13 protein-coding genes and 1 pseudogene are annotated in these 12,007 nt (G+C 42.4%); 7 read left to right on the top strand and 7 right to left on the bottom strand.

Annotated elements, in window-relative coordinates:
* Positions 1–89: 89 nt before the first annotated feature.
* From NI467_RS11890 to glnA, 6 genes are all read right to left on the bottom strand, one after another.
* Positions 90–335 (bottom strand): hypothetical protein, encoded by a 246-nt coding sequence (locus NI467_RS11890; RefSeq protein WP_151203851.1) that lies wholly within the window; start codon positions 333–335, stop codon positions 90–92.
* Positions 336–433: 98 nt separating this feature from the next.
* A complete protein-coding gene (locus NI467_RS11895; RefSeq protein WP_253153117.1) occupies positions 434–1,681 on the bottom strand; it encodes an alpha/beta hydrolase in 1,248 nt (415 codons plus the stop codon).
* Positions 1,682–1,789: 108 nt separating this feature from the next.
* On the bottom strand, positions 1,790–2,668 hold the full coding sequence (gene ubiA / locus NI467_RS11900) for a 4-hydroxybenzoate octaprenyltransferase (protein ID WP_253153119.1): 879 nt from the start codon (positions 2,666–2,668) through the stop codon (positions 1,790–1,792).
* 8 nt (positions 2,669–2,676) lie between these two features.
* A complete protein-coding gene (locus NI467_RS11905) occupies positions 2,677–3,156 on the bottom strand; it encodes a chorismate lyase (RefSeq protein ID WP_253153121.1) in 480 nt (159 codons plus the stop codon).
* 77 nt (positions 3,157–3,233) lie between these two features.
* On the bottom strand, positions 3,234–3,509 hold the full coding sequence (locus NI467_RS11910; RefSeq protein WP_253153123.1) for a hypothetical protein: 276 nt from the start codon (positions 3,507–3,509) through the stop codon (positions 3,234–3,236).
* 88 nt (positions 3,510–3,597) lie between these two features.
* A complete protein-coding gene (glnA, locus tag NI467_RS11915) occupies positions 3,598–5,013 on the bottom strand; it encodes a type I glutamate--ammonia ligase (RefSeq protein WP_171480655.1) in 1,416 nt (471 codons plus the stop codon).
* A 1,084-nt stretch (positions 5,014–6,097) separates the two neighbouring features.
* Between glnA and NI467_RS11920 the strand changes: the two genes are divergently transcribed.
* From NI467_RS11920 to NI467_RS11950, 7 genes are all read left to right on the top strand, one after another.
* Entirely contained in the window at positions 6,098–6,682 is a 585-nt protein-coding gene (locus NI467_RS11920; RefSeq protein WP_253153126.1) for an aminodeoxychorismate/anthranilate synthase component II, read from the top strand.
* A 17-nt stretch (positions 6,683–6,699) separates the two neighbouring features.
* Positions 6,700–7,746 (top strand): anthranilate phosphoribosyltransferase, encoded by a 1,047-nt coding sequence (trpD, locus tag NI467_RS11925; protein WP_253153128.1) that lies wholly within the window; start codon positions 6,700–6,702, stop codon positions 7,744–7,746.
* Positions 7,747–7,766: 20 nt separating this feature from the next.
* Entirely contained in the window at positions 7,767–8,573 is an 807-nt protein-coding gene (gene trpC, locus NI467_RS11930; protein ID WP_151203857.1) for an indole-3-glycerol phosphate synthase TrpC, read from the top strand.
* Between the two features lie 404 nt (positions 8,574–8,977).
* The gene (locus tag NI467_RS11935; RefSeq protein ID WP_253153131.1) at positions 8,978–9,661 is read left to right on the top strand and encodes a Smr/MutS family protein; all 684 of its coding nucleotides are present in this window, start codon (positions 8,978–8,980) and stop codon (positions 9,659–9,661) included.
* Between the two features lie 94 nt (positions 9,662–9,755).
* Positions 9,756–10,304, top strand: a complete 549-nt coding sequence (gene folE, locus NI467_RS11940; protein ID WP_171478796.1) for a GTP cyclohydrolase I FolE — start codon at positions 9,756–9,758, stop codon at positions 10,302–10,304.
* A 57-nt stretch (positions 10,305–10,361) separates the two neighbouring features.
* Complete coding sequence (locus NI467_RS11945; RefSeq protein ID WP_151206774.1) at positions 10,362–10,718, top strand: cupin domain-containing protein; 357 nt, start codon at positions 10,362–10,364, stop codon at positions 10,716–10,718.
* Positions 10,719–10,940: 222 nt separating this feature from the next.
* A complete protein-coding gene (locus tag NI467_RS11950) occupies positions 10,941–11,495 on the top strand; it encodes a DUF4385 domain-containing protein (RefSeq protein WP_253153133.1) in 555 nt (184 codons plus the stop codon).
* Positions 11,496–11,514: 19 nt separating this feature from the next.
* On the opposite strand, the pseudogene NI467_RS11955 reads toward NI467_RS11950, so the two are convergent.
* Positions 11,515–11,916, bottom strand: a pseudogene (locus NI467_RS11955) (GGDEF domain-containing protein); the annotation flags it as partial.
* Positions 11,917–12,007: the final 91 nt, after the last annotated feature.

The following is a 12,007-nucleotide window of genomic DNA, read 5'->3' on the forward strand; positions in this document are numbered from 1 at the left end:
ATGCAGCTGTTCAGTATAGACCTATAAAGTATCAAACCATCACCCCACTATTGAAGATCATAAGAACAACTAGTAAGGAGAAGCCTATCCTATTGGGTTTCAGAAGCAGCTTGACTCGCCTGAGCTTGCGGCTCTACCTTTAATTTCTCGGCGGCCTCTCGTGCTTCAATACGCGCGATCATCTCAGCTTGCTGCTGCTTATATTTTTCCTGATTTTTCGCATCACTGTTGACGGCCAAAAATGCCATGGTAATTAAAAAAATCGGGATACATAAAGCCAGTGTTCCAAGAATCACCAGCTTTTTAATACTGCGCTGTTGTGGCTGTTGCGACATAAACCGACCTGCTTTTCTCTATCATTCATTGCGCTGCCCAATATAACAAAATAAAGCAATTGCTCAAGCTATAAAAAGGAGCCGAAGCTCCTTTGGTATTAAGGACTGACACCAGCCGGCATATGCGTTTCAATAAACGATACCAGCAGATCATTACTTTTTACAATAGCTTCGGTATGCGTTGCATTTGACACAGGTACAAAAGTGACAGCGGTACCCATATTTGCCAAGTTTTTCTGTAAAGCATCAGTGATTATATAAGGCACTGCCGTATCTGCCGTTCCCTGGATAATCATGACTGGCACATTGATTTTTTCAGTTGCAGGCTGGTTTTCAAGCAGGAACTTTTTGACTGAAGAATTATCCTGAAAGTTCGCAACCAATCCTGGATAATCAATAACAGTTTTCCCCGGATTAGTATTCAGGTAAAGATTAATATCGTTTATATATTCAGTAATCAGAGGCTGTAGGCATAATCCATTTTCCCCCGTCGTCCCTTCGGCTTTTTCAGCGACAATGCCAGCTCGTTCCGAAAAAATATTGCGATAGTTAAAAGCTGGTTCATAGGCCTTAATCCCGACGCCCACATAGGCTGCATAAGCCAGCAACTCAGCATAGACCGCTTTGGCCCTCTCATCTTGCCCAGCATCCACCATAGCTTTTAAAGCTTGTGGTGCTATTTCACCAATAATACGTCCTAAGCTTGATGCCGGAGCTGCTGCAACTGCTGCCTTATAATTTGAATCACGATCCGCAAACTCTGCTGTTGCGAGTGAGGCATGCCCTCCCTGAGATTGACCGACAGATACCCAAGCCCCATTAAATCTACTGCCCTGCTGCTGTTTAAATGCTTTTACTGCGTAAACTGCTGATTGAGCAGCACTATCCAGATTCAAATAAGGATGGATTCCCTGGGTGCCCAAGCCCTCATAATCTGGTGCCACAATGACATATCCTTGTGTAAGCAGGCTACGTGCAAGCACTTTAAAGTTAGAGTTGAGCAGGTTATTCGTTGGCGCACATGAATCGCCACTACCTACCGTACCATGCTCCCAGACAACGACACGCCAGCCATCTTTTGGCTGTGGTGTATTCGGATACAAAACCATCGCCGTAGCCTCAGCCCGCTCACCACGTACATTTGGCATGTTATAGCGCATAACCTGAATATTCGATGCTTCCGCAAGTATATCTGCACTATAGGCTTTCTGACCCAAGAATACTTTTTCCTGAGGCTGAAATGAACTGTTATCATCATCGTCATGACATGCAGTCAGAAATAATGTCATTGAACACATCACTGTCAGACAGGTCTTTTTAAAACCGTTTTTCACTATCTTATTCATATGGTAATCCCTTATTGTTCTTTATAATCCTCATGCAAGAGCTTTGAATAAAACATAAAAAAAAGCATCCTTATAGGATGCTTTTGTAAGTCTGCAATCACCATTTTTTTACCAGAGTGCCAGAAAAATTCCGACGAATATTATCAATCCTACCCAACGATTATGACGAAATGCCCAGAAACACCAGTGCGGCTCTTTCTCTTTGGTTTTAGTCCATTGATAGATAAAATCTGCAATCACCACCAGTAAAGCAATCAGGCCAAATGGCACCAACAGGTCTTCTATATACAGCGCACTACCTATGAGCACAACACTCACAGCCTGTAGCGCAGAAATCATTGTAATATCGTATTTCCCAAAAAGAATAGCGGTCGATTTTACCCCGATTTTTAAATCGTATTCACGGTCAGTAATTGCATATTGAGTGTCATAAGCCACAGTCCAAGCCAGATTACCAAAATACAGCAGCCAGCAACTCCAATCGAGCGGTTTGCCCATTGCCGTGAATGACATGGGAATTCCCCATGAAAATGCCATGCCCAGCACGACTTGCGGCAAATGCGTATATCGCTTCATAAAGGGATAAATAAACGCAAGCGCCAGACCAGCAAGCGCGCAATAGAATGTCGCTATGGGCAGAAAAAACAAGGTGCAGGCGCTGGCAGCGACCAGAGCCACAAATACCCAAACCGCTTCACGTGCTGAAATAACTCCGGTTGCCAACGGCCGGTTTTTAGTGCGGTCTACATGAGCATCCACTTTTCGGTCGGCAAAATCGTTGATCGCACAACCCGCAGCCCGCATAAAAATAGTGCCTAAAATCATGGCAATTAAGATGGTTAAATCAGGAACACCTTCCGCAGCAATCCATAACGCCCACATGGTTGGCCAGAATACCAGTTCTGTACCAATCGGCTTATCAAAACGACAGAGATAATAATAAGCCTCAAAACGCTGACGCCATGTGATCGTTTGCAAAGTTGCCATGTTTATCCTTAACGATGTTGTAATGAAGTCTGATGTTGTAAAAACTGCTCAAAACTGGGCAAAAAAGTCTCTTGCACAATAAATTTACAACCGTGCCAAGTATAGCAGCTCTGCCTGGTCCAGCCATCTTCAAGCCATAACACACGGCGCTCACACTGAGGATTGGTACGTTGAAATAAAAACCAGCCAATCGGCTTTTTACCAATATGCTGAAAAATCCGCGCCCGTTTTTGCAAACTTAAAACAGGAAAAATACTTTTTGCTTTCACCCAAGGCTGAGCTTCACAGCCATATAAATGGCTTTCCCGTACCCATGAGGTATGCTGATGTGGCATTCCCATCCACCGTGCATCACTGAAGCTTAAGCGCTGAAAATGCTCTTTGACTGGCTGAACATTGAATTTTCCATTCGCTAAATCTGTCAGCTGCTGCGTTAAAGACCCTGAAGCATACAGCCATGATTTCAATTCAGCAGAGATTTGCTGCATAAGTTTACCTGTACACTCAATCTGCAAGATGTTTGACTGCTTACTATGCATCTTGCACTTTATTCCATAACCAGTATTTAGCCATTGTCTGTTTTGGCAATAATTTCAAACTGACCATTTGCCTTTTTCTGCAAGATAAAACCTTCAGCACTTAAATAAAAACTTTGCGGATAATCATAATCTAGTGCCAGCTCAGGGTTTTTCAATGCAATAAATTGCGCCTGTTTATAGCCTTCGGGACTACGTCCAACTTCCATATAAGTTACTTCTGAAAAATTGAGTTTGAAACCTTTTGCATGATCGTTCGGATCATTCCAGGGGAAAAATCCTGTGTGCTTTTTACGTTGCGCCATATTATCTACTAATTGTAAATCTCTAAACAGATGATACAAAAAAACCCGCGCAAGGCGGGCATTTTTTACAGTGAAATTCTATAAAGAATTAAAGGCTGTAGTACATATCGAATTCAACCGGGTGAGTTGTGGTATTTAAACGGCGAACTTCTTCCGTTTTAATTTCGATATAGGCATCAAGCATATCTTTAGAGAACACGCCACCTTTTAACAGGTAGTCATGGTCAGCTTCGAGTGCCTCCAGTGCCATTTCCAGACTATGAGCCACTGTAGGGATTTTCGCTTCTTCTTCAGGAGGAAGATCATACAGGTTTTTATCAGCCGCTTCACCTGGGTGGATCTTGTTTTGGATACCGTCCAGACCTGCCATCAACAAAGCAGCAAAACCAAGGTACGGGTTCATCATTGGATCAGGGAAACGCGCTTCAATACGTTTGCCTTTCGGGCTAGATACGTATGGAATACGGATTGATGCAGAACGGTTACGCGCTGAATAAGCCAGCATAATGGGTGCTTCAAAATGTGGTACTAAACGCTTGTACGAGTTAGTAGAAGGGTTAGTAATCGCATTTAATGAACGCGCATGTTTAATGATACCGCCAATGAAGTACAGGGCCATTTCTGAAAGGCCTGCATATTCATCACCTGCAAACAGGTTCTTGCCATCTTTAGAGATCGACATGTGAACGTGCATACCAGAACCGTTATCGCCAACCATCGGTTTAGGCATAAAGGTTGCAGTTTTCGCATATTGATGGGCAACGTTCCAAACCGCATATTTGAACTGTTGAACTTCATCAGCTTTACGCACCATAGTGTTAAAGCTCACCCCAATTTCTAATTGGCAAGATGCAACTTCGTGGTGATGTACTTCTACACGGCCTGGCCCCATAATATCTTCAATTTTTGCACACATATCTGCACGCATATCTTGTGAAGAATCTACAGGAGGAACCGGGAAATAACCGCCTTTAACACGTGGACGGTGACCAGAGTTACCGGCTTCATAATCGTTACCGGTTGACCATGCAGCTTCTTCAGCGATCAATGTATGGCGTGCGCCAGACATGTCGATTTCCCATTTTACTTCGTCAAATACGAAGAATTCTGGTTCTGGGCCAAAGAATGCTGTATCACCAATACCTGTCGACTTTAAATACTCTTCTGCACGGCGAGCGATAGAGCGTGGATCACGGTCATAACCCTGACCAGTCGATGGTTCAATGACATCACAAGTTACAACAACTGTTGGCTCTGCGAAGAACGGATCTAAGAAGCAAGTTTCTGCATCTGGACGTAAAATCATGTCGGATGCTTCAATGCCTTTCCATCCAGCGATTGACGAACCGTCAAACATTTTCCCGTCTTCAAACGTATCTTCATCAATACTGTCTGATGGGTAAGTGACATGCTGTTCTTTACCCTTGGTATCAGTAAAGCGAAAATCGACCCATTTTGCGCCACTTTCTTGTATGAGTTGAAGGACCTTGTTCGCCATGCTCATTTTGCTCCGATGGTTTTTGTTGCACTCGCAAAGTGCGTGTTAGTAGTTGGCATTCATTAATGCAATTATCGTACCAACTCTTAAAAGCATAGTTAAAATTCTGAATTCTTTATAAGAAAACATCTTAAGCTAAAAATACTTTGCGCCTATTATACTGGGAGTGAAAGGAAATGCACTATATTCAAGCACGCTGGATATATTTTATTGGTACTTATTTTCTAACGCACTTAAATAGTGCGCATGCCCTTTTTTAAAGATAAAAATATAATTCTTAAACATATTTCTATAAATTTAGTAAATTTTAGCTTAAAGATTGCTCAATTCTAGCAAATAGCCATAAACCTATAACAATTCAGCAACATAAAAGAGAAGTTCACCGGCTGCTCTCTTTTCTGTTTTATATGATTTTTTGCAAAATCCGTACAATTATTCTGCTTTTCTTAGAGTATTGACAACCATTTAAGTGATGCTTTTTAGATCAAGTTGTGGATAGGCTGTTTTATCGTTTTTTATTTTTATCCCCTCGTTTTTTTCATTTTTCACCAACCATCTATCTAAAAGTAAGCTTATAACTTTAAGAAAGTCGGTTACTCATCATCAGTTTATGTGCAACCTAAAATAATAAAATTCTGGTACATCATTGCTGGAGCATTGCAAAACCCAAGCAGTACGGTTTGCCAAAAATACTATTTCTCAAACACATATCATTCATGAAAAAATATTCCAGGAAGAGAAGTATCCTTAGCATGCTTACATCAAGCCTACTTTTATCATTTTACAGCTATGCCTGAATTAGAATAACGCTTTGAATTGGGCAGCCCTCACATTGTAGGCTAATAAAAAGAAAATGATTATGAATCAATCATAGCCTCTAAAGAACAAAGCATAAGAAATAAATAGCACCCAAATAATTGGACGAATGAAATCATCACAAGACATTCAAAAACTGCTAAAGTAGCCGCTTGATAGTGCAGCTATCTTAATGCCTGCAAAATCAATCACTTTATACAAAGTGAGTAACATTGTGGTCAACAAACTCCCGCAGTGTTATAAAATATATAAACTTCAAGAGGTTATGCTCAAAATGCTTCTCATGATCGACAACTATGACTCTTTTACTTATAACATCGTCCAGTATTTTGGCGAACTGCAACAGGAAGTAAAAGTAGTCCGTAATGATGCCGTGACTTTGGAGAATATTGAGCGATGGCAACCGAAGTATCTGGTCATTGGTCCTGGTCCCTGCTCTCCAAGTGAAGCGGGTATCTCTATTCCGGCTATTCAGCACTTTGGCGGGAAAATCCCTTTACTCGGCGTCTGCCTGGGTCATCAAAGTATTGGACAGGCCTTTGGCGGTGAGATTGTTCGCGCCAAACGCGTGATGCATGGACGTTTGTCTGATATGTATCACAGCGATACTGGGATTTTCAGTCACCTGCCTTCTCCCTTTTCGGCAACCCGTTATCACTCCTTGGTGATCGATCAAGCGACGTTACCGGACTGTCTGGAAGTGACTTGCTGGACCAATGAAACAGATGATTCGATGGAAGAAATTATGGGAATTAAACATAAGACATTGCCGATCGAAGGCGTGCAGTTTCACCCGGAATCCATCCTGAGCCAGCATGGTCATCAGATCTTTAAAAACTTTCTTGAAATTTATGCATAATGGGCGAAGCACAATAAATGAACATTCAACAAGCATTAAGTAATATTACAAAAAATATTCATCTGACTCAGGAACAAATGGAAGATGTGATGCGTAGCATCATGTCGGGCGAAACTACCGATGCACAGATTGGTGCCCTACTCATGGGTTTACGCCTGAAAGGTGAAAGTATTGATGAAATCACCGCCGCAGCACGGGTCATGCGTGAACTTGCAACTAAAATTGAAGTCAGCGACATACCGCATCTGGTCGATATTGTCGGTACAGGTGGCGATGGACAGAACCTGTTTAATGTCTCTACCGCCTCGGCCTTTGTGATTGCGGCGGCAGGCGCAACTATTGCCAAACATGGGAACCGTGGAGTTTCAAGTAAATCTGGTTCTTCTGATTTGCTGGAACAGGCCGGTATCCATCTTGACCTGAACATGCAGCAGACTGAGCGCTGCATCCGTGACATTGGTATCGGCTTCCTGTTTGCACCCAATCATCATAAGGCCATGAAATATGCGATTGGTCCACGTAAAGAGCTGGGTATTCGCAGTATTTTTAACTTACTTGGCCCGCTTACGAATCCGGCCGGAGTAAAGCGTCTGGTGATTGGTGTATTTTCTAATGAATTATGCCGCCCAATTGCAGAGGTCATGAAACAGCTCGGGGCAGAACATGTGATGGTGGTGCATTCACGTGATGGTTTAGATGAAATCAGTCTGGCTTCTGCAACCCATGTGGCCGAGCTAAAAAATGGTGAAGTGAGTGAATGGGAAATTACGCCTGAACTGGTGGATATTGAATCCCAGACATTAACCGGGTTAATTGTGGAAGATTCTGCAACAAGTCTGGCGCTGATTAAAGATGCTCTCGGCAAGAAAAAATCCGAGATTGGCGACAAGGCCGCCAATATGATTGCTCTGAATGCAGGTGCTGGAATCTATGTATCTGGTTTAACCACCAGCTATAAGCAAGGTGTGGCGCTGGCGCATGATATTATTTATGGGGGTCAGGCACTTGAGAAAATGAGTGTACTTTCTGAATTTACAAAAACCATCAAGCAATATGAAGTTTAAACAGGTCAGGAGTTTTTATCATGGTTGATATCGCCAATACAATTTTAGGTAAAATTATTGACCGCAAGAAAGAAGAATTTGCGCTACGTTTAAAGCAGCACAGCTACAAAGACCTGGAAGAGCTGGCACAGGCAGCAACGCCAGTACGTAGTTTTACCCAATCGCTCTTGTCTAAACGTCCCGGGGTGATTGCTGAAATCAAGAAAGCCTCACCTTCAAAAGGGATTATCCGGGAAAATTTTAACCCTGCAGAGATTGCACAGCAGTATGAAGAAGCTGGTGCAGCCTGTTTATCGGTACTGACCGATGAGGATTTTTTCCACGGTGCAGATGCAAATATTCAGATCGCACGTTCACATTCTAGCCTGCCTGCCCTGCGTAAAGACTTCCTGATCGACCCGTATGGAGTCATCGAGGCACGTGCCCTGCATGCTGACTGTATTTTGCTGATCGTGGCATCTTTATCAGACCAGCAATTAGAGGAAATGTCCAAGACTGCATTTGAACATAATCTTGATGTGCTGGTCGAAGTACATGATGAGGAAGAGCTAGGACGTGCCTTAAAACTTTCTGACCGCTGTCTGCTTGGTGTGAATAACCGTAATTTAAAAACTTTTGAGGTGGACTTAAACACCTCAATTCGGCTAAAAAAATTACTTGATCCGTCACGCTTACTGGTCACTGAAAGCGGTATCGCTACACCTGCTGATGTCAGCATGATGCAGGAACAGGATATTCATGCCTTTCTGGTCGGTGAAAGCTTTATGAAACAGCCGCGTCCTGACCATGCTTTCTATGAGTTATTTGGTGAGCCAGAAACTGTTTAAGAATTAACAAGCTTATAAAAACCCGATTTCAGAATCGGGTTTTTAATTTTTTACTCAAGCTTTACTATGGCCTAAGTATCAACAGCAGTTCTAAGCGCTTAAGTAAAAAAGACCGTTTGAGAATACAACAAGCGAATATGGGCCAGCTGCTGCTTTCATCCTCTCCACATAAATAGCTCTTCTGATAAGTTCTCCTGATTATATTTTGTCTACTCAATCCCCCTGATAGAGACTTAAATCATACTTCTTTATCCTCATAACTACGTGAAGATCTTATGATTTCCCTGTAAATCTCCGGCCTTAATTTTTTCTATATGCAGCTATAAATGCAAGTCAGTTCTCTTTTATGCAATTCAGGACTATAATTTAGTTAAATTTTGCATTTCTCTCCTGTTTTTTTCATTATGAGCAAACACGATTCTTCACTTTCCAAAGACCAGTTCAATTTGCTGAAACAGTTTAAAAAACAAATCAGCAATCCACACACACAGGTGGCTCCTGTTACGCCTGTTGAAAAGACACCTGAACAAGCGCAGGAGGATGATCTTGAGCTGTTTCGCAAGCAGATGCAGGGAGTGCAAAAAATAACTCAGGGCAATATTGCCAAAATAGAGAAAATGCCAAAAAAGAAAGTGGATGCCCAGACGCTGGCCAAGCGTGCAGCTGCCGAAGGCCCAATGGAAACGGATGAGGCCGCGTTATCCGATACTCAGGCGATGCTCAATCCTGTTGGAAGTCAGGCAAACTTAAGTTACCGTATTGCAACTTTACAGCACAAAGTCTTTGAAGATTTAAAAGCCGGCAATTTACGCTGGTTTGAAGCCGTCGACCTGCATGGCTGTACTGTCGAGGAAGCCCGTCAGGCTGTACTCCAAATTATTCAGATGGCCAAAGACGAAAACCAGAATGTGATCAAAATTGTTCATGGTAAAGGTCCTGAAGCAATTTTAAAAACCTATGTCAACGGCTGGTTACGTCAACATCGTGATGTTCTGGCCTTTGTCAGTGCACCGGAAAGACAGGGAGGCACTGGTGCCGTGCTGGTTCTGCTAAAACGCGCAGAAAAAAATCCAAAGTTTAAACATTAATCGGATTCCACCCTAAAATAAGGCATTGTAATAGTTTTCTGCTACAATGCCCTCCTTGTTTCATTCTCAGTTTAAGTGAATATGTCATATGACTATGCAGCAATCCTACGCAAACATTCTTACTGCCGTTGGTGAAGATTTAAATCGCCCTGGCCTCAAAGATACGCCCATGCGTGCTGCGAAAGCCTTTTCGTATTTGACCTCAGGTTATAGCCAAGTTCTTGAAGAAGTCACCAACAGCGCGGTATTTCCTTCGGATAACCGTGAAATGGTTTTGGTAAAAAATATCGAGTTCTATTCACTCTGTGAACATCATTTATTGCCATTCTATGGTCGTGTACATATTGCCTATCTGCCTGAAGGTCATGTGCTCGGCTTGTCCAAATTTGCCCGTATTACCGAAATGTTTGCGCGTCGCCTGCAAATTCAGGAAAACCTGACCCAGCAAATTGCCGAAGCTGTCGCAGAAGTGACCAAAGCGCGCGGTGTTGCAGTCATGATCGATTCTGCACATATGTGTATGATGATGCGTGGTGTAGGCAAACAGGAATCAACGACACGTACGGTTTCTTTTATCGGAGATTTTAAAACCAATAAAGAAGAACGTCGTGAATTTTTAAGTGCCGTGCCAGAAAGTTATTAATCCCTCAAAGCCTCAACGCATGTCGAGGCTTTTTTATCCGGATAAGGTTATCAGAAAATGTCAATTTGGATTGCAGGTCAGGGTTTAAGTCAAGCTGAGGCCAGTGTCGATTATCCAAGGCCGGAGCGTCTGGTTCAGGGAAATCCAAAACGTCTGACCTATAGCGCTTATGAGCATCCACATATGGACTGCGGAATCTGGAATTGTGAAGTAGGGGCATGGAATATTCAATTTTCTGAAAATAAACAGGAATTTTTTCAGGTGATTAAAGGTGTAGTCCGTATACATGATACCCAGAACCAGTCATTTATTGAGGTAAAAGCGGGCGAAGCCGGTATCATTCCCCCTGCATTTACCGGCACGTTTGAAGTCGTCGAAGCGGTTAAAAAGTATTATGTGGTAGTTGAATACTAAATATCTTTCACACAATAAGAAATTTTAAACTGTTTGATTCAGCCCCCGACTCCTTAATACTGAAATCATTTCAGTATTAGTCCATTCAAAATAACCATAAGAATCAGCTACATTTGCTTTATTTTAAATTGATAATACATTTCCTGTCATAATGTCCTACTGATTTTTTACTGCTCTCATTGCAACATATATAGCACTTCTATTTGCTGGAGTAGTAAAGGCATGAGCAAGAAACCGTTAGACCCACCTAAACGTACTTCACGTGTATATTCATCTAGCTTTGATTATTCTCTCGATTTTAAAAAGATCGATTTTCGTAAGCGTCCGGATTTATACCGGATTGGTCGTGGAGAACAAGGGGTCTTGTTGGTCGAACCTTATAAATCGGAAATTCTGCCGTACTGGCGCTTTGCCGATGCAGAAAAAGCTCAGCTTAGCAGCGCAAAAATTTATGCTCTATTCTTAGAATATTTACAGCAGAATGATTTTGTAGGCGCAGATATGGCACGCAAGTTTTTGCAGATGGGTTATACCCGTGCCCGGCGTTATGCCAATCATAAAAGCGGTAAAAAGTATGCAGGCCCTGTACCTGAAGATAAAAAAGGGTTAAGCGGTTCACATGGCCGGGATGAAATCCCACGAAGTCCAGAAGACCCTGTCAAAGCAGCGGCAGCAAAAATATTTAAGCAAAAGTGGGATGAAGCCAAAGCTCATCCCGATTATATTCAGCTAAAACAAAAGTTTCTGGCTTTTATCCAGCAGCAGCCCTCAGATTAAAACATACGCTCTCCAGCATTTAAGCCCTTCTTTGCTGTTTAATCTGTCCACAAGAGGGAGGCTTAGCCATATACACCAGATTTCGGCCAGTATTTTTTGCCATATACAATGCAGCATCAGCTGCATCCAGGAATTTCTGATAATCAGGATGACCATCAAATAAGACACAGCCGATACTGACCGTCAGTTTAAAGCACTGTCCCTGTCCGTCATTGATCAGGCTATTTTCCACATATTGACGAATACTCTCTGCAATATGGCGCGTACGTTTCTCATCGGCATCTACTAGCAGCAGTAAAAACTCTTCGCCACCAAGACGAAAAGCATAATCACTGCCCTGACTATACCTCTGCAAGGCTTCAGCAATAAATTTCAGCGCAACATCCCCCGCTGCGTGACCGAACTTGTCATTAATATTTTTGGTGGTGTATCAGAAAGTATGCTGAGGAGATGAAAGAAGGGTGACAGCCGAAGCAAGATGATATATTTGAGGTTATGAAGACACAAATAGA

This window comes from Acinetobacter sp. S4397-1, from assembly GCF_024129285.1.
GTDB lineage: Bacteria > Pseudomonadota > Gammaproteobacteria > Pseudomonadales > Moraxellaceae > Acinetobacter > Acinetobacter lwoffii_C.

Bases quoted from the DNA above. Each gene is read 5' to 3' on its own strand.
- NI467_RS11890 (WP_151203851.1), bottom strand. From the start codon at position 335: ATGTCGCAACAGCCACAACAGCGCAGTATTAAAAAGCTGGTGATTCTT.
- NI467_RS11895 (WP_253153117.1), bottom strand. From the start codon at position 1,681: ATGAATAAGATAGTGAAAAACGGTTTTAAAAAGACCTGTCTGACAGTG.
- ubiA (WP_253153119.1), bottom strand. From the start codon at position 2,668: ATGGCAACTTTGCAAACGATCACATGGCGTCAGCGTTTTGAGGCTTAT.
- NI467_RS11905 (WP_253153121.1), bottom strand. From the start codon at position 3,156: ATGCAGCAAATCTCTGCTGAATTGAAATCATGGCTGTATGCTTCAGGG.
- NI467_RS11910 (WP_253153123.1), bottom strand. From the start codon at position 3,509: ATGGCGCAACGTAAAAAGCACACAGGATTTTTCCCCTGGAATGATCCG.
- glnA (WP_171480655.1), bottom strand. From the start codon at position 5,013: ATGAGCATGGCGAACAAGGTCCTTCAACTCATACAAGAAAGTGGCGCA.
- NI467_RS11920 (WP_253153126.1), top strand. From the start codon at position 6,098: ATGCTTCTCATGATCGACAACTATGACTCTTTTACTTATAACATCGTC.
- trpD (WP_253153128.1), top strand. From the start codon at position 6,700: ATGAACATTCAACAAGCATTAAGTAATATTACAAAAAATATTCATCTG.
- trpC (WP_151203857.1), top strand. From the start codon at position 7,767: ATGGTTGATATCGCCAATACAATTTTAGGTAAAATTATTGACCGCAAG.
- NI467_RS11935 (WP_253153131.1), top strand. From the start codon at position 8,978: ATGAGCAAACACGATTCTTCACTTTCCAAAGACCAGTTCAATTTGCTG.
- folE (WP_171478796.1), top strand. From the start codon at position 9,756: ATGCAGCAATCCTACGCAAACATTCTTACTGCCGTTGGTGAAGATTTA.
- NI467_RS11945 (WP_151206774.1), top strand. From the start codon at position 10,362: ATGTCAATTTGGATTGCAGGTCAGGGTTTAAGTCAAGCTGAGGCCAGT.
- NI467_RS11950 (WP_253153133.1), top strand. From the start codon at position 10,941: ATGAGCAAGAAACCGTTAGACCCACCTAAACGTACTTCACGTGTATAT.